The sequence below is a fragment of the Paenibacillus mobilis genome, from assembly GCF_058267595.1.
The window spans coordinates 328758-345221 of the sequence record NZ_JBZCMS010000004.1 but is presented as its reverse complement, the minus strand read 5'-3'; the positions used below and the strand labels follow the sequence as shown (position 1 = coordinate 345221).

At 52.3% G+C, this 16464-nt stretch carries 16 protein-coding genes and 1 pseudogene; 4 read left to right on the top strand and 13 right to left on the bottom strand.

Annotated elements, in window-relative coordinates; all coding sequences use genetic code 11:
• Positions 1 to 31: 31 nt before the first annotated feature.
• The 12 genes from AC3ZPD_RS10210 to AC3ZPD_RS10155 form a co-directional block, all read right to left on the bottom strand.
• The gene (locus AC3ZPD_RS10210) at positions 32 to 1072 is read right to left on the bottom strand and encodes an autoinducer 2 ABC transporter substrate-binding protein (protein WP_490984180.1); all 1041 of its coding nucleotides are present in this window, start codon (positions 1070 to 1072) and stop codon (positions 32 to 34) included.
• Positions 1069 to 2022, bottom strand: a complete 954-nt coding sequence (locus tag AC3ZPD_RS10205) for an ABC transporter permease (RefSeq protein ID WP_490984179.1) — start codon at positions 2020 to 2022, stop codon at positions 1069 to 1071. Before AC3ZPD_RS10205 ends, AC3ZPD_RS10210 begins: the two co-directional genes overlap by 4 nt.
• Positions 2019 to 2981, bottom strand: coding sequence for an ABC transporter permease (locus tag AC3ZPD_RS10200; protein ID WP_490984178.1), 963 nt, complete (start codon positions 2979 to 2981; stop codon positions 2019 to 2021). Before AC3ZPD_RS10200 ends, AC3ZPD_RS10205 begins: the two co-directional genes overlap by 4 nt.
• On the bottom strand, positions 2978 to 4489 hold the full coding sequence (locus tag AC3ZPD_RS10195) for a sugar ABC transporter ATP-binding protein (RefSeq protein WP_490984177.1): 1512 nt from the start codon (positions 4487 to 4489) through the stop codon (positions 2978 to 2980). Before AC3ZPD_RS10195 ends, AC3ZPD_RS10200 begins: the two co-directional genes overlap by 4 nt.
• Positions 4490 to 4757: 268 nt before the next feature.
• Entirely contained in the window at positions 4758 to 5771 is a 1014-nt protein-coding gene (locus AC3ZPD_RS10190) for a LacI family DNA-binding transcriptional regulator (protein WP_490984176.1), read from the bottom strand.
• A 332-nt stretch (positions 5772 to 6103) separates the two neighbouring features.
• Entirely contained in the window at positions 6104 to 7015 is a 912-nt protein-coding gene (locus AC3ZPD_RS10185) for a response regulator (protein ID WP_490984175.1), read from the bottom strand.
• Positions 7016 to 7059: 44 nt separating this feature from the next.
• Entirely contained in the window at positions 7060 to 8475 is a 1416-nt protein-coding gene (locus AC3ZPD_RS10180) for an ATP-binding protein (protein WP_490984174.1), read from the bottom strand.
• 118 nt (positions 8476 to 8593) lie between these two features.
• The gene (locus tag AC3ZPD_RS10175; protein ID WP_490984173.1) at positions 8594 to 9244 is read right to left on the bottom strand and encodes an amino acid ABC transporter permease; all 651 of its coding nucleotides are present in this window, start codon (positions 9242 to 9244) and stop codon (positions 8594 to 8596) included.
• A 62-nt stretch (positions 9245 to 9306) separates the two neighbouring features.
• On the bottom strand, positions 9307 to 9957 hold the full coding sequence (locus AC3ZPD_RS10170) for an amino acid ABC transporter permease (protein WP_490984172.1): 651 nt from the start codon (positions 9955 to 9957) through the stop codon (positions 9307 to 9309).
• A gap of 93 nt (positions 9958 to 10050) precedes the next feature.
• Positions 10051 to 10872 carry a glutamate ABC transporter substrate-binding protein gene (locus tag AC3ZPD_RS10165; protein ID WP_490984312.1) on the bottom strand — a complete coding sequence of 274 codons (822 nt, stop codon included), beginning with the start codon at positions 10870 to 10872 and terminating at the stop codon, positions 10051 to 10053.
• 41 nt (positions 10873 to 10913) lie between these two features.
• The gene (locus AC3ZPD_RS10160; RefSeq protein WP_490984171.1) at positions 10914 to 11642 is read right to left on the bottom strand and encodes an amino acid ABC transporter ATP-binding protein; all 729 of its coding nucleotides are present in this window, start codon (positions 11640 to 11642) and stop codon (positions 10914 to 10916) included.
• 310 nt (positions 11643 to 11952) lie between these two features.
• Positions 11953 to 12492 (bottom strand): CueP family metal-binding protein, encoded by a 540-nt coding sequence (locus AC3ZPD_RS10155; RefSeq protein ID WP_490984170.1) that lies wholly within the window; start codon positions 12490 to 12492, stop codon positions 11953 to 11955.
• 276 nt (positions 12493 to 12768) lie between these two features.
• Between AC3ZPD_RS10155 and AC3ZPD_RS10150 the strand changes: the two genes are divergently transcribed.
• Positions 12769 to 13527: a class I SAM-dependent methyltransferase gene (locus tag AC3ZPD_RS10150; protein WP_490984169.1), complete on the top strand. Its 759-nt coding sequence runs from the start codon at positions 12769 to 12771 to the stop codon at positions 13525 to 13527.
• Positions 13528 to 13546: 19 nt separating this feature from the next.
• Here AC3ZPD_RS10150 and AC3ZPD_RS10145 read toward each other — a convergent pair whose 3' ends face one another.
• The gene (locus tag AC3ZPD_RS10145) at positions 13547 to 13831 is read right to left on the bottom strand and encodes a pentapeptide repeat-containing protein (protein WP_490984311.1); all 285 of its coding nucleotides are present in this window, start codon (positions 13829 to 13831) and stop codon (positions 13547 to 13549) included.
• A gap of 126 nt (positions 13832 to 13957) precedes the next feature.
• Between AC3ZPD_RS10145 and AC3ZPD_RS10140 the strand changes: the two are divergent.
• The 3 genes and pseudogenes from AC3ZPD_RS10140 to AC3ZPD_RS10130 form a co-directional block, all read left to right on the top strand.
• Positions 13958 to 14125, top strand: a pseudogene (locus AC3ZPD_RS10140) (MBL fold metallo-hydrolase); the annotation flags it as partial.
• Positions 14126 to 14209: 84 nt separating this feature from the next.
• Positions 14210 to 15001: an alpha/beta fold hydrolase gene (locus tag AC3ZPD_RS10135; protein WP_490984168.1), complete on the top strand. Its 792-nt coding sequence runs from the start codon at positions 14210 to 14212 to the stop codon at positions 14999 to 15001.
• A gap of 197 nt (positions 15002 to 15198) precedes the next feature.
• Complete coding sequence (locus tag AC3ZPD_RS10130) at positions 15199 to 16443, top strand: ABC transporter substrate-binding protein (RefSeq protein ID WP_490984167.1); 1245 nt, start codon at positions 15199 to 15201, stop codon at positions 16441 to 16443.
• Positions 16444 to 16464: the final 21 nt, after the last annotated feature.

Sequence of the window (16464 nt, the reverse complement as noted above, 5' to 3'; positions counted from 1 at the left end):
CTCTCCCTCAGCTGCCAAAATAGAAATCCATTTAGAAATCAAAACTGTCCACGTTGTCGCCCGTTACTTCCAGCGTACCGATAAATACGTTGCTGCCGTCCACCTTAACCGTGCCGACGTTCGGAATATCCATGCCGTCGCTGATTTCTTTGCCCTGCGCCAATTGATCCAGAACATATACCGTGGTGTACGCCAATTTGCCCGGATCCCAAATAATATCCGTTTTGATCGTGCCGTTTTTGATATAGTTCTTCACGACGCTCGGAACCGCGATGCCCGTAATCGCAACCTGCCCCTGCTTCAGTGTCCCGGCTTTGACGGCCTGCTCCACCACTTCCGCGGCCGCTGGCGGCTCTCCGCCGGCAAAGCCGATGATGCCTCTCAGATCCGGATAGGTTTTAATCAGGTTTTGCGCATTCGCGTAAGCTTTCTGCTGATCGTCGTCGCTCGATACGGTCGTTACCAGCTCAATGTCCGGATAGTTGGCGGCGAAATAAGCTTTGGCTGCGTCCGATTTGGCGATTTGGTTCTGCGAGCCCAGGCCGGCCACCATAAAAGCTACCTGCCCTTTGCCGCCGATCTCTTCGCCGATCGTTTTGGCCAGCAGCTCGCCGACCGCTTCATCCGTATCCGGAGCCACGTAATATTGGCGGTCCGTATCCGGAGCATCGCTGTCCCAGGTTACAATCTTGACGTTTTGTCCGGCCGCCTTCTTGAACACGGGTCCTACCGCTTTGGCGTCGTTAGGGGATACCCCGATCCCGTCCACCTTGCGCGTCAGCATATCCTGAATCATGTTGATTTGTTTCGAAGAATCCGCTTCGGTAGGCGCGTTATAGACCACTTTGACATTCAGATCCTTTGCCGCTTGTTCGGCTCCTTTTTGGGCGGCAGCCCAATAAGCCGGTCCTATGGATTTCGGGTTGATGAAATAAGTTCTAGATCCTCCGCCCGAGGTTTCTTGACCGTCAGCTCCGGCCTGGGCATTTCCGCCGCTGCCGCCTGTATTTCCGCATGCTGCCAAACTTAACGCCAATACCCCCGACAATACTGCCAATGCCATTTTTCTCATCCTGTTAACCCCCCGTTAAATTTTTTGTTCCCTACGGCGATTAAGAGCAGCGCCCCTAATATAACCGCCTGATAGAGCACCGAGACTCCAAGCAGATTAAGCCCGTTTCGCAAAAAGACGATGATCAGCAAACCGACGAACGTTCCCGAAAGACTGCCCCTCCCTCCAAAAATGTGCGTTCCGCCTATTAAAGTAGCTGTCAAAACATCCAGCTCTATATTGGTACCCGAGGTCGCTTCCGCGCTTGCCAGACGCGACACCAGGAAAACACCCGCCAATGCCGAAAATAAACCGCTGAGCAAAAACAAGATGAATCGTGTACGAATCACGGAAACCCCGGAGTAATGCACGGCTTCCTCGTTATTGCCGATGCCGTATACATAAGTGCTGAATCTCGTTTTTCTCATAACGAAGTTAGCCAGGAGGAACATGACGGCCAGAAAAATGGCGTTAAACGGAATGCCGCCGACGTATTGCTGGCCCAGGAAATAGAATCCGTCCGGATAACCGCTGATGGGCCGGCCTTCGTTGATGACATAAACCAGGCCGCGCAGCATGACCAGCATACCGATCGTCACTACAATGGCCTGCATGCGGTGCCGGGCGATCAGATAGCCGTTAACCGCCCCGCACAGCAAACCCGCTATGAGCGCAACGAGAACGCTGAGCCAAATATTCAGGCCGTGCTCGAACGCAATTCCGAGACACACCGCCGAGAATCCCAGAATGGAACCAACCGAAAGGTCCATCGCTCCGGAAATGACGATCATCGTCATCGGAATAGCGATCAGGCCAATCTCGACCATCTGGTTCAGCACATTCATGAAATTAGTGAAGGATAGGAAATAAGGCGACAGAAAACTAAACAACACGATGATGAAGAGCAGCAGCAAAAGCTGAACCAGCAATTTATTTTCCTTGAACGAAAATGCCCTTACCCATACGCTCATACCAAATCACCCTCTTTGCTTTTGCTTTCTCTGACACGCTGCAGCGTATTGATCACGATCGCTAACAGGATTAGAAAACCGGTGGTCGCATCGACCCAAAACGGAGAAACCTTGGAGATGATCAGCCCATTTTTGATCATGCCCATAAACAGAACGCCCAGCATAGTGCCCGCGACCGTCCCGACACCGCCAAAAATGCTTCCACCCCCGATCAGCACCGCCGCCATCACTTCAAAGGACAAGCTGCTGCCGGCCGTCGAGGCCTGCACGCTTCCTACCTTGGAGGCAAAAATCACCGCAGCGATGCCTACCAGCATTCCCGTCCATACATAAACGGTAAATTTCGTCCTCGCCACGCTGATGCCGGCCAGCTTTGCAGCCGCCCCGTTCCCGCCGATCGCGTAAATCCGTCTGCCGCTTCGCGTAAATTTCATCAGATAGATAAAGACGGCCACAAGTACAATCGCTACCAGCAGCGGAAATGAAACGCCCGCCAGTTTCCCTTGACCAAAGAAGCGGAAACCCTCGGGGAAATTGGTCATCCAGGTACCGCCGCTGACGCCTACCGCGATTCCGCGGAAAATATACATGGTGGCCAGCGTTACGATAATGTCGGGGATTTTTCTCACTGCGATGAAATAACCGTTAACCGCCCCGCACAGGATTCCGATGCACACCCCCAGCAAAGCCGCCAGCCAGGGAGGAAAGCCGTGGCTCAGAAACAGTCCGACCGAGGTAGCCGTGAGCGCCAGAACCGAACCGACGGACAAATCCATCCCTCCCAGCAAAATCACCATAGTCATGCCGATAGCGACGATAAAGGAAGAAAGGTTCTGATCGAGAATCAGCCAGGCATTATCAAATTGAAAGAAATCCGGAGAAAGAATTGAGAACAGCACAATCACAACAAGAGTAAAAATGATGATCGGCGCCTCATGGATATTGAAGATCCGCTTCATAAGCTGCCTCCTTCCGTATAACGCGGATGCGAAGCACGCTGCAGCAATTGCTCCTGATCAGCTTCCCCGCGGCCAAATTCATGCACGACCTCACCTTTGTAAAGCACCAGAATGCGGTCGCTCAGTCCAATCACCTCGGGCATTTCGGAAGAGATCAGCAGAATGCTGAGACCCTCCTGCGCCAGTTGATGAATGATGCTGTAAATCTCCGCTTTCGCCCCCACGTCCACGCCCCGCGTAGGCTCTTCAAGGATGAGAATCTCCGGTTTGGCGGCCAGCCATTTGCCGATTACGACCTTTTGCTGGTTGCCGCCGCTGAGGTAATCGACGCTTTGCTGGTCACTCGGCGCTTTGATTCGCAGCTTCTCCATGTATTCGCGGCTCGTCTCCATCATTTTTCTGCCGTCAAGAATCGGGCCTTTGGACAGCTCTTTGAGGTTAGGAATGGAGATATTCTGACGAATGGACATCGGTTTGATAATCCCTTGGCGGTGGCGGTCCGGCGGAACGTAAGCGATTTTTTGCGCTTTGGCATCGCCAGGACGATGGATCCGCACCGTTTTCCCTCCGACGATGATCTCCCCCGTTCCCCGTTTCAATCCAAACAGCCGCTCGGCAACCGTATGGGAGCCGGAACCCGGGATTCCGAACAACCCCAAAATCTCTCCTTTCCTGAGAGCAAAGGAAACGGCGTGTTTATCATCCAGCGACAATCCTTTGACCTCAAGCGCCTTCTCCTCGCGGGACTCCTGCTCCCGAACCGGGTAAAGCTGGTTGACCTCCTTGCCCACCATCATTTGAATCAGGCTTTGTTCCGTTACCTCTCCGATGCTCCGGGTATCGATTTTCCTTCCGTCCCTAAGCACCGTGACCTTATCGGCGATTTCAAAGATCTCCTTCATCCGGTGCGAAACGTAGACGATCGCAACTCCTTGCGATTTCAGGAGCTTTACGACGTCAAACATTTTCTGCACCTCGTTCTCCGGCAGAGCGGCCGAAGGTTCATCCATAATCAGCACATCCGCTCGGAAAGACAAAGCTTTGGCAATTTCCACAACCTGCTGGCTGTGGACCCCGAGATGACGGACCTCCTTGCGGACGTCTATGCCGCTTCCTCCGATGGAATCGATAAGCCGCTGCGCTTCATCGTACATTTTCGACCATCCGATCCGTCCAAATCTACCGGTGATTTCCGGCCGGTCGATGAAGATGTTCTCCGCCGCAGACAGGTTGGCAAACAAATTAAACTCCTGATGGATAATCGATACGCCCTGCCTCTGGGCTTCAAGAGGATTGCCGAAACGAACCTCCTCCCCCTTGAGCCTGATAACCCCGCTGGTAGCCGGATATACGCCGGATAAAATTTTCATCAGCGTAGATTTGCCTGCTCCGTTCTCCCCCATCAGCGCATGGACCTCACCAGGATACAGCTCGAAATGAACGTCGGTTAAAGCCTTAACCCCCGGAAACTCCTTGCTGATCCCTTCCATTGTCAAAACAGGCTGCATGGCCTTCCCCTCCTTTTCCCTCGTCTTTCATCACGCAGGCTTCAGAAATTGTTCGATTGTATCCCTGATTTTGGGTAGCTTTAATAAGACTAAGCGTTAATACATCAAAGTCTTTGGGTGCAGTTGAATGCAGGAAATCATTTAATTAGGGGAAAGGGATCGTGATAGGCGAACAAGGCTTCAATAAAACTTTTATTTCTCCTGCTGTTTGCTTGGTATAGTAGACCTACGCCTTATCGGCTGTCCGCCATCAGGGTCCCTTCCCGCTCTAGTTCAGTTTCTTGACCGAACCGTATTTCATCAGTTCCACATCCAAAATCACTTTCTTAGGCTTCGAAGGCTCCGACTGACCGCCTTTAATCTTATGGATGAGCATTTCCGCCGCCTGTTCCCCCATTTCCCTCGTCGGTCTGCGTACCACGGTAACCTGGGGCTGCACGAACTGCGCCAGCTCATTTTCATCAAAGCCGATCAGTGAAATATCCTCCCCCAATCTCAGGTTCAAGTCGCGAATCGCCCGGATTGTTCCTTTGCAAAGAACGTTATTGGCGGCAAATATTGCCGTCGGCGGCTGATGCGATTGCAGCAGCTCCTTAGCAAATTTATAGCCGTCCTCTTCCGTCCAGTTCCCCTGTTTATGATAAGCAGGATCAGGCGTAAATCCATGTTCAAGCATGGCCTGCTTATAACCCCAGAAGCGGTCCTTGCCGTCATTAAAATCATGAGCGCCGTCGATGATAGCAATCCGTTCATGTCCATAATCGATAAAATGTTTGGTCGCTTCATAAGCGCCGCGGTAATTATCGATCATGACGCCGTCATGACCGCTGTCATTGAAATAACGGTCTACCAGAATGGTCGGCTTCTGAATTTCCCGATAAAATCCCGCTTCTTTATGGCTGCCGATCAAAATAATACCGTCGACGTTTTTCCCCAGGAAGCTGTCCAGAAACTCCTCTTCTTCGCCTTCATCTCCGTTGGTGGAAAGCACCAGCGTAAAGAAACCTTCCCGCTTCGCTACCTCAACTGTTCCCTCGATGACCGCCGTATAGAATGGATTCTGAATTTCCGGCACGACAACCGAAATCATATTCGTTTTCTTATTGACCATGGAGGCCGCCATGTTGTTGGGAACAAAATTTAATTCCTGAATAATTTTGAGTACCCGTTTACGGGTTGATTCGCTTACGCGATCAAGCCCGTTGATGACCCGGGATACGGTTGCAACCGAAACATTTGCTTGTTTGGCTACATCCTTTATGGTGATGTTTCTATTGGTCACTGCTACCTCCCATTCCCATCAATTTGTAATAACGTTTTTACATCATTAAATCCTTATAATTATGGACCTAATAAAAATTGATGATTTCATTTGTCAAAACGTTTACGCAATTTCTAGTCTCATTTTAGTACACGAAAAACCAGATTTCAATAGTAAATTAACAAAAAAATCAACATTAAAGCGCTTACTTTTTATGTAGTTTACACGCATATGTTAGGTATGTAAAAAGTAAGCGTAATTTTATCCAATTGATCATGTCTAATGTAATATTATTTGACACAAAATAATAAATGGCTCACAATCTCTTCTCCAAACAAAAAAAGAGCCCCAGGCTAAACGCCCAGCTGCTCCTTGATTTCGATATACAGTACCTGAAGAAACTTTTTGATGTTCACTTTCCCTTTGCCGGTCGATGTTTCCTTTCCTTCCTCGATCTGCTTCATTTTGAGCCTTACGTCTTCGAAGTCGAAATAAAGCGGAGCGTAATACTCGAAACGCGGGTTCCCGTAATCAGTCAGACCAAGCGAAGCAAGATTGGACAATGCGGCCGTCAGGGCGCGGCGCAGCCGCTGCTCGATTGCTTTTACCTCCTTGGCTATATCCTCCGGGTTCGTCTTATAAGTGGCGGCCGCCTGCTGGTAAAGCTCCTTCAGGGGAGGTAAATGGCTGCCGTTCCCGCCCTCCCGATCGAGCAGGAGCTCCATGATCGTAATCATGTCGCGGCTGCCGCTTTCGCCGATCAGCCCCATGTTCATCAGGATCGGCTGAAGCGTTTCGCGGACGGTCCGTTTGCCGGCCGGAACGGGCGGAGCGCTGCGCAGCCCTTCGAGCTTTTTCAGACTTACCTTAATCTCATCCAGATAATGGCTCATGGCGTAACGCTCATTGACCTTTCGCAGCACCGTTTCTACCTCGATCCGGTTGATCGGCTTGCGAATAAAAAATTCGATGCCGCTGCGGTAGGCGCGGCCGACCATATCCTGATTTTCAATCTGGGAAATCATCACAAACCGGGAACTGCAGCCTTGCGCGCGCAGAGATTGTATCACTTCGATTCCATCCTGGTCCGGCATCAGCAGGTCCATAAGCACAATGTCCGGGGCTTCGCTTAAAATCTGACGAACGCCCTCCAGCCCGCCGCCGGCTGTTCCCGTCACCTCGCCCAGGCTGCTGTCTTCGATAATATGCTGCAGCATTCTTCTGGCACTGGCGTCATCGTCCACGATACAGAACGAAAGGGACATTTTCTCCACCTCCTCAAAGAGGTATTTAACAGCTCTATTCCCGGTTATCCGCGTATGCTTTCATACAGGGAATCTTCAACAATACGGGGATGGGAAACCTCCGTCTTCAGCAGTCTCTCCGTCGGAATTCGGACTTGAAACAGCGCCCCCCCAAGACCGGGGGCCGTTCCGACCGAGATTTCTCCGCCCAGCCGGTCTGCAATATCATGTACATGCGAGAGACCTATTCCCGTGGCCGCAACTCCCTCTTCATCGAACTTGGTCGTAAACCCCGGCTCAAACAGCAGATCGCGGTCCAAAGGATGCACGCCAGCCCCGCTGTCGCCCACCGTAAAAAGAGTCAAGTCCTCCTGCTCCCGGATCTCAAGATGAATTTCTCCCTTGTCCTTGATCGCCTCCACGGCGTTCGCCGTCAAATTGCCGAGCAACGTAAGCAGAGGCAGATAGCTGCAGGTAACGTAGTCGGAGGTCATTTTATTCGTAAAAACAATCCTTTTGCCCAGCATTTCCGCATACTGCTGATTGCCGTTAATCGTATACTGGATCAACGATGACAGCGGCATATCGCCGGGCACTTCCCGGTCCGTCAGCTTGATCAGCCCGGCCAAAATGCGCTGCGAATCCTTTTTCACCTCATGGATCTGCTGCGTAATGCCGAGCACCTTCCGCTTGTGCTCCTCCTGCCCTTCGGCGGTCAGCCCCTGATAAAGCTCATAGCCGCCGAGCGTGACATCTTCCAGCGTATCTATCGACTTTTTCAGGTAAAAAACCTCGCCGTATAATCCCGAGCTGACACTAAGCATTTGTTCGATCCTCCGGTTCTGCTCTTTCTGAAGGATGCGCATCCGGCTGACGGCAATGCTGCTGAAAATCCCGGTGACAAAATACGTCCGGAGCATCGCAATCGCCATCAAAAAGGTCCATTCGTTCAGCTCAAACGTGGTTGTGCCCGTCACAAGCAGGCGCGTCAGAAGTTCCGCTTCATTAGACATTAGGTCGACCACCGCCGTGATCGCTCCCAGCACCAAGGGATAAAAGCTGTCCAGACGCGTTTTGATGAGGCTCATCCCCACCGCAAATATGAAATAATAAACCGCCGCCGAGCAATGCCGGGTGAAGCTTTCCGCCGGGGTAAGGCCATGGCCGAGCAGCTGGTCAAGCCCTGTCCGGAACGCCAATACGACAAGCCCGGTAACCATGCCGGTGAAGATATAAGGCAGGCGTCTCAGCAGCAGCAGAAACAGCAAAAAAGCGCTGCTTCCGAGACCGATCCTGAAAATATCTCCATCAAACGGGTTGATCTTCAGCTCTCCTGCCAGCGCCGTGCCTGCCGCAATAACTCCGATTTGAACATAAACGGATTTAAAATACCTTCGCAAAAGCCCCAGGGGCCATTCTCCCGCTTTGCGGGTCCCCCGGAAACCCACAAGCTCTGTTTTGCTAAAAAGGAATGTCCCCATAGGTCCACCTGGCTCCCGTGAGTTGTTGTTGATATTTTGCTCATTATGGTACCATAAATCGGGATCAGCGCCTATAGCTTCCATTCCATTATATGTCAGTTATATGTCAATCAGCTTCTTAAATATGCCGGGTTTCCAGACGCCTGGACAACAGCGAAAGCAAAAAATTGACGGTGAAATAAATCAAAGCCGCCAGCAGCAGGATCGGAATCGTGTAGCTGTAGCCGTGTCCGATAACGATACCCGCATTATGCATCAGCTCCGGCAGGGAAATCACGACTGCCAGCGACGTGTCCTTGAGCAGCGAAATAAACTGGCTGACCAGCGGAGGAACCATCCGCCGCAATCCTTGAGGCAGCACGATATGCCACAAGGCCTGAAAGGCGTTCAGACCGGATGAACGGGCGGCTTCAACTTGGCCTTTGTCGATGGAGGTTAAGCCCCCTCGCACGATTTCCGAAATCATGGCCGCTTCAAATATCGTCAGCGCTGCAATGGCTGCCGTAACAAGGCTGAGCTTAATGCCTATCTCCGGCAGCGCAAACCGTATAAAGAAAATGATCAGCAGCAGCGGCAAATTGCGGATCAGCTCTACGACGACGAACAGAGCCGGCGACAGAACCGGCAGCCTCGAATAACGGATCACACCGATTACGCAGCCGATCAGGAAGCTGAGCACAATCGATACCCCGGCGACGATCAGCGTCATTGATAATCCATCGATCAGAAACCGCAAATTGTCCGCGTTGTATGCGCCAGCAAAATCCATTTCCTTAGCCTCCTTCCAAGCGTTTTTCCTCCCGTCTTTTGCATTGTCTATGCCCGGATCGTTTAATATTTGCGCTGCAGCCGCCGTTCCCACAACCGCACGCCATAGCTGAGCGGCAGCGTCAGCACCAGATAAAACAGCGCTACAAAAATGTAAGTATCAAACGTCCGAAACGTGTCCGTATTCACGATATCGGCAAAATACATCAGGTCGAGCCCGGCGACGATCGTCAGGACGGAGGAGTTTTTGATCAGATTGATAAACTGATTGCCAAGCGGCGGGATGACGAGCCTGATCGCTTGCGGCAAAATAATATGAAACATCGTCTGTCCGTAAGACAACCCGGATGATCGCGCCGCTTCCGTTTGCCCTTTCGGGATGGCCATAATGCCGGCCCGGATCGCTTCGGCAATAAATGACGATGTGTAGACGGCCAGCCCGATCGTTCCGGCGGTAAACCCGTCCAAAGGCAGTCCGAAAGCCGCTGGCCCGTAATAAAAAACATAAACGACCAGCAGCAGCGGAATATTACGGATAAACTCCACATATCCCGTACCTAACCAGCGCAAAACCCGCACGGGGCCCATCCGGAATACGGCGATCAGCGCCCCGAGCACGAAACTTCCGGCTAGCGCCAGCAGGCTGGAGAAAACCGTCCCCCGAAACCCCGCCAAATAATCCCCGAAATGACCGGTTAAGATTGAAAAGTCCATTTTTACGTCACCCCTTTCCGCCATACAGCATGACCTAAAAGGATGGAGGAGCGGAAATTCCGCCCCGTCCTTTTGGCTCTCTAAGCAGCCAGGTTATTCGACCGGTTTTTTACCGATCCATTTTTCGTAAATCTTGTCGTATTCCCCGCTGTCATGCAGCTCCTTCAGTGTATCGTTAACCGCCTGCACAATATCGCTGTTGCCTTTTTGCACCGCAATGCCGTAAGGCTCATCCGTAAACGGTTTGCCCACCACTTCATAATTGGAATCCTGGGCGGCCATGCCGTAAAGGATCGCATCATCCGTCGTCAAGGCGGCGCCCTGCCCCGCTTTCAAAGCGTTAAACGCATCCTGGTAGTTGTCGAACTCCAGCACTTTGACGCCGGATACCTTGTCTCGGATGTTCTTGACCGACGTGGACCCTTTGGTGCCAAGCACGGTTGTGCTGGAGGTTACGTCCTCGATCCCGTGAATCGGGCTGCCCTTCTTCACCAGCAGCGACTGGCCGGCCTGGAAATAGACATCCGAGAAGTCCGCTTCCTTTTTGCGTTCCTCGGTTATCGTCATCGTTGCCACGATCATGTCGATTTCGCCGTTGTTCAGCATCGGAATCCGCGTTTTGGAAGTAACCTCCTTAAGCTCAATCGCATTTTCGTCACCGAGAATGTGTTTGGCGATCGCCCGGGAAATATCCACGTCGAATCCTTCAACGTTCCCGGTAGCCGGGTCCTTCAGGCCAAACAGCTTGGTATCGTATTTGACGCCGACGATAAGTTTCCCGCGATCCTTGATTTTGTCCAGAGCACCGGAAGCCGCCGAACCTGTATTGCCGCCCGAACCGTTATTGCCGCAGGCCGCCAGCACGAGCATTGCGCAGATTGCCGCAAAGCCGAGCGGCACCCATCTTTTTTTCATCCTGTTTCTCATTGTTCTCTTCCTCCCTGATCTCTTTTTTCTTAATGGCTCAACACCCGGCTGAGGAACGACCGTGTCCGCTCTTCGCGCGGATTCCCGAAAAATTCTTCCGGCGTCGCTTCCTCAAGAATTTGCCCCTGGTCCATAAAAATCACCCGATCCGCCACCTCGCGGGCGAAGCCCATTTCGTGCGTAACCACAACCATCGTCATGCCTTCCTTCGCAAGCGTCCGCATCACGTCCAGCACCTCGCCGACCATTTCCGGATCAAGCGCCGAAGTAGGCTCGTCAAACAACATAATCTTCGGTTTCATGGCGAGTCCCCGGGCGATGGCTACCCTCTGCTGCTGACCGCCCGACAATTGCGAAGGATACGCGTTGGCTTTGTCGGCAATGCCTACCTTTTCGAGATAAAACATGGCCGTCTGCTCGGCCTCCGCTTTGGAAATGCCCAATACCTTAACCGGGGCGAGCGTGATGTTATCGATCACCTTTTTATGCGGATAAAGATTAAAATGCTGAAAAACTATCCCGATATCCCGCCGCAGCTTATTGATGTCGGTCCCGCGGTCATGAACTGGAACACCGCCTACCGTCAACTCGCCGCTTGTTATCGTCTCCAGCCGGTTGATGCAGCGCAGCATCGTGCTTTTCCCCGATCCGGACGGACCGACGACCACCACGACTTCCCCCTCCTGAACTTGAAGGTCAATTCCTTTGAGCACCTGAAAATGTCCAAAATGTTTATCTACCTGTTGAAAACGGATCACCGGCAGCCCTCCTTCCTTGTCGTTTCCTTGTTCCCGGTTCGATGCGGCACGGCTTCTCTTCTAAATGGACAGGCTAATGTGAATAAACGTAACATTTGAAAATAACCTTACTTGAGCGACTATAAGAACCTACAGACTCCTACGGAAACCTGTTTTTTTATGACTAAAAATCATTTGATTAACGATGAGAAATTTCATTTATCGAACTTCAGTATCGATCGCCACAACTATCAATCGGTCAACAAAAAAAGCCTGACCTCTTATGGGTCAGACTTTTTGCCGCTTGTCACGGCGGCAGCCGTTTATTTTCTCAGCCCAGCTTCATCGTTGTGATACAGGTATTATCGCTTTCACGGGTCGACACCGTGGTTTGCGCGGTTTTGCCTTTGTAGCTGACCGTCACGTTGTAGGTTTCATTTCTTGGCAGCCAAAGATCTATAAATCCGTTTGCTTGCGATTTTACAGGCGCATTATCCATGACGGCTTTTCCGTCGGAATCCAGCACCGTGACCGTAAACTCCCGTTCCTTCAATTCGCCTTGGCAGCCGGCCAGATTATGGATCGCGCAAGGATGGGTTTGTTCCAAATAAGGGGCGATGGATACGAAAAATTCCTGATCCGGCAGGGCATAAGCCGTTTCCTCCCCCTGTGCCTCTTTCACCGTCAGCCTGGTGCCCGTAATGGACGCAGACTCGGCGGTTCTTTTTCCCGAGCTGAAATCCTGCACGAGCTGCTTCAGTTCATCCGGCTTCAGGGTTTCCGCTTTGGGACCGGTTCCGCATGCCGTTAAGGCCGCACCGAAAAGAACCGCTGCAAGACCTAAAAACGCCAAACGCCGACTTGTCTTCATGTTCCGAACCTCCTCCGTTTATAAGCTTGTTTTTCTCATTATATAGAAGAGTTTTCGGGAAAGATGTGACCTGTTCGACTGCGGTGAAAGGTTTGGATCACGGGTTTTTCCATTTATTTGCAAGTGGGACTCCGTTAAGGGAGGGATCTGCTTCAAAAGGCTTCCTCTTATAGATAAAACCAATAACAGTTATATGGTTTATATACTTCCTTACGAATAAAGCCGGGCGTAAAATAACATTCGACCCTATATTTCTCCAAACAGGAGGCGCGAAAAATGAATCAGCATTGGAATACGGAAACCTACGATTCCGCCTTGCATTTTGTATCGGAGCTCGGCACCCCCTTGATCCGGCTGCTGCAGCCTCAGCCCGGGGAACGCATTTTGGATTGGGGATGCGGGACCGGCGATCTGGCTGCCGCCATCGCCCGGAGCGGAGCAGACGTAACGGGAGTAGACGCTTCCGCCGAGATGATCGAGGCCGCAAAAGCCAAACACCCCCAGCTCCGCTTTGTTCTGGCGGACGGGCAGGCTTATCAAGCCGATTTTCCTGCCGACGCGATCTTCAGCAACGCGGCGCTGCACTGGCTTACCGATGCGGCCGGAGCCGCCGCTTCCATGGCCTCCAGCCTGCGCCAGGGCGGAAGGCTGGTCGCCGAATTTGGCGCTGACGGCAATATCGCATCCATCGTCAGCGGCCTGCCGCGTGCTTTCGCCGCATGCGGCATCAGCGAAAAGCTGAAGCTGCCGTGGTATTTCCCCACTCCCGGGCAATATGCCTCTTTGCTGGAGGAACACGGCTTTAAAGTCGAGCTGGTCCACTGCTTTGACCGCCCGACTCCGCTGGAGGGCGGAATCCAGGGCTTTCGCACCTGGGCAAACGTCATTGCCGGCGGTCTGTTGAATGAGCTTCCTCCCGCCGAGCACGAAGCCGTTCTAAACGTTCTGGAAAACGAATTAAAGCCCCTATTCTTCCAGGAAGAGCGCTGGGTGATGGACTACCGGAGAATCCGTGTGGTTGCCATCAAAAGCTGAACAACCGTCATGGTTACGCTTAACCGACCCAATGCGCCGGGCGGCTGACGCCTGCCGGCAGCCGGGTGGTTTGATCCCCTTTGGCAGCATTGAGCTGAGGCTGCGTCACAAACAAGCTGCCGGACAGATCGGCGCCGCTCAAGTCCGCATCCCGGAAATCCGCGCCGATCAAATCCGCCGCGCGCAGATCGGCGCCTCTGAGATCGGCGGCTACCTCCAGCAGCCGGTTCAGCTCCGAGTTGTCCGTACTTCTCACCCTCAGCCAATAACAGCCTTCCCCGCTGATCCTGTGCGCTTCGATGATTTCTTCTGATTCGGCATGAAAATAAACGGGGTTAAACTCGTTCACCCGGTTATTCTGACTCTGCAAGCCGGGTGTTATCTTTTCATTGTAACAGAATTGCTTAAGCCAAATGGAGGTAAAAAACAAATGAAAATACGGCTTATCCGCCACGCCACTTTATGGATTGAATACGAAGGAGCTACCTTTCTGGTCGATCCGATGTTCAGCAAAACGGGCGCCAATCCCCCGATCCCCAACTCGGAAAACGGAAGAAGAAACCCGCTGGTTCCCCTGCCCGGGCCGGCCTCTCAATGGACAAACGTTTAGCGCCCGGGAATTTCTCCCTCTTTGATCTCATATCTTTAAGGCAAAACGGATGAAGGGGGTTTTAATTCCAACATGGGATTTTATGTGGAAGTGGAAAATAACGTAAAGCTGTTCGTTGAGGATATCCAACCCGGCGGCAATAAAACGATCTTGTTTATTCACGGCTGGCCGCTCAGCCACAAACAATTTGAATACCAATACGATGTGCTGCCGGCAAAAGGGTTCCGCTGCATCGGTTACGACTGGCGGGGATACGGCGATTCCGATAAACCTTTTACGGGTTACGATTACGACCGGATGGCCGACGATCTCCGCGTGCTGATCCATCAATTAAAGCTGGATAACCTAACGCTGGTCGGCCATTCAACCGGCGCCGCCATCGCGGCTAGATACGTGACCCGGTACGGCGGCTTCGGTGTGTCCAAACTCGTATTGGTCAGCGGGGCGCTCCCGACGGGTTTTACCCCGGACAAAGCCAAAGAGCTGCTGGAAGAAACCTACAATGATCGGCCCAATATGTGGCGGAAAACGATCGACGGCTTTTTCTTCCAGCAAATCTCGGAAGCCTTCCGGGACTTTTTCTCCCAAATCGGTTACCAGGCTGCAGGATACGCCACGGCCGCCATCATTCGTACGCTCAGGGACTCCAACCTGACCGCCGAGCTGCCCCTGATCACCTTGCCTACTCTGATTATTCACGGCATCCATGATCAAGTCGTTCCTTTCGCTCAGGCGCAGGAGGTCCACAAGCTTATAACAAATTCGCAGCTCGTTCCCTTCCATTTCAGCGGACACGCCCCGTTTTATGACGAACGCGGCCGCTTTAACGAGGTGGTCTCCCAGTTCGCCAATTTGGAGAAATAACCCGAAATGCAAATTTTATTCGGGAACAGCCGCACCAGTCCTGGTGCGGTTTTTTGTCTTGTTGTCCTCCTGATAAGGACAAGGAATTTACCGACCTTTGTTTCTCCTTCGGGCCGGCGGGGGTAATAAACAAGCAAGCCTACCGTTTTTTTCTTATCCCGCAAGGGTCTTGAAGCAAACATGAGGAGGAATGCAGAATGAGAAGGTTCGGCAGAACTGTAAGCGTCATCACCGTTGTCCTGCTGGCAGGCACTCTGCTGTCATCATGCGGCGGCAAAACGTCCGCAGACGGCAAAGTGCACATCGAATTTTTCCAGAACAAGCCGGAGGCCAAAGATTCTTTCGACAAGCTGGTTGCCAAGTTTAACGCGGAGAATCCGGATATCGAGGTGACGCAGGTAAATCCGCCGGATGCTGAAACCGTTTTACTCACAAGGGTGGTCAAAAACGATGAACCGGACATCGTCGGCATGGGGGCCACGGACACCTTTTCCGTTTTGTCTCAAAGCGGCATTTTTGAAGACCTGACCGGTCAGCCTTTGCTGGATCAAGTGAATCCTGCTTATGTCAAGCAAATCAACGATGTAACCGGCATGGCCGAAATCACCGGGGTTCCTTACGCGACCAATGCCAACGGTATTATGTACAACAAGGAAATTTTCCGCAAGCTGAACCTGCAGGTGCCCAAAACGTGGGACGAGCTGATCCAAACCGCCAAGGCCGTGAAGGCCGCCGGGATCATCCCTTTTTATTTTACCTACAAGGACGATTGGCAGACCAACCTGTCCTTTAACGCCCTCGGGCCGAATATTGTAGGCAACGATTTCTTCAAGGCCCGCCGGGCCGGCGAAACCACTTTTAAGGATCATTTCCGGGAGGTAGCGGAGAAAATGATCGCTTTGCTGGACTACGGCCACAGCGACAATTTCGGCAAAACCTACGCCGACGGCAACCGCGCTTTCGCCCGCGGCGAAGCCGCCATGTACATCCAGGGAACCTGGGCCATTCCCGAGCTCCGCAAAACAAACCCGGATCTCAAGCTGGGATTTTTCCCTTTTCCTACCGGCAACGATCCAAACAAAGTCAACCTGATCTCCGGCGTGGATACGCTGCTCGCCATTACGCAGTCTTCCAAGCATAAAGAGGAAGCGGCCAAATTCGTAGAATTTCTGCTGCAGCCAGCGAATATCGGCCAATACATCGACGAGCAGACCGCATTCTCCGCTGTGGAAGGCGTCAATCAGGACGACTCCGCGGTCGCGGAGCTTAAACCGTATTTTGAACAGTCCAGGTTCGTGGACTTTGCGGACCATTTCATTCCGGCTGCCGTTCAGCTGAATTCCATTACCCAGTCATTCCTGCAAAATCGTAATATTGACGGGTTCCTGAACACCTTGGACACGGAGTGGGACAAAGTCGCCAACCGGCGGCAGACCCAATAACCCGCTACCCGTTATCGCTAA

Bases quoted from the DNA above. Each gene is read 5' to 3' on its own strand.
- AC3ZPD_RS10210 (WP_490984180.1), bottom strand. From the start codon at position 1,072: ATGAGAAAAATGGCATTGGCAGTATTGTCGGGGGTATTGGCGTTAAGT.
- AC3ZPD_RS10205 (WP_490984179.1), bottom strand. From the start codon at position 2,022: ATGAGCGTATGGGTAAGGGCATTTTCGTTCAAGGAAAATAAATTGCTG.
- AC3ZPD_RS10200 (WP_490984178.1), bottom strand. From the start codon at position 2,981: ATGAAGCGGATCTTCAATATCCATGAGGCGCCGATCATCATTTTTACT.
- AC3ZPD_RS10195 (WP_490984177.1), bottom strand. From the start codon at position 4,489: ATGCAGCCTGTTTTGACAATGGAAGGGATCAGCAAGGAGTTTCCGGGG.
- AC3ZPD_RS10185 (WP_490984175.1), bottom strand. From the start codon at position 7,015: ATGTCCCTTTCGTTCTGTATCGTGGACGATGACGCCAGTGCCAGAAGA.
- AC3ZPD_RS10180 (WP_490984174.1), bottom strand. From the start codon at position 8,475: ATGGGGACATTCCTTTTTAGCAAAACAGAGCTTGTGGGTTTCCGGGGG.
- AC3ZPD_RS10175 (WP_490984173.1), bottom strand. From the start codon at position 9,244: ATGGATTTTGCTGGCGCATACAACGCGGACAATTTGCGGTTTCTGATC.
- AC3ZPD_RS10170 (WP_490984172.1), bottom strand. From the start codon at position 9,957: ATGGACTTTTCAATCTTAACCGGTCATTTCGGGGATTATTTGGCGGGG.
- AC3ZPD_RS10165 (WP_490984312.1), bottom strand. From the start codon at position 10,872: ATGAAAAAAAGATGGGTGCCGCTCGGCTTTGCGGCAATCTGCGCAATG.
- AC3ZPD_RS10155 (WP_490984170.1), bottom strand. From the start codon at position 12,492: ATGAAGACAAGTCGGCGTTTGGCGTTTTTAGGTCTTGCAGCGGTTCTT.
- AC3ZPD_RS10150 (WP_490984169.1), top strand. From the start codon at position 12,769: ATGAATCAGCATTGGAATACGGAAACCTACGATTCCGCCTTGCATTTT.
- AC3ZPD_RS10135 (WP_490984168.1), top strand. From the start codon at position 14,210: ATGGGATTTTATGTGGAAGTGGAAAATAACGTAAAGCTGTTCGTTGAG.
- AC3ZPD_RS10130 (WP_490984167.1), top strand. From the start codon at position 15,199: ATGAGAAGGTTCGGCAGAACTGTAAGCGTCATCACCGTTGTCCTGCTG.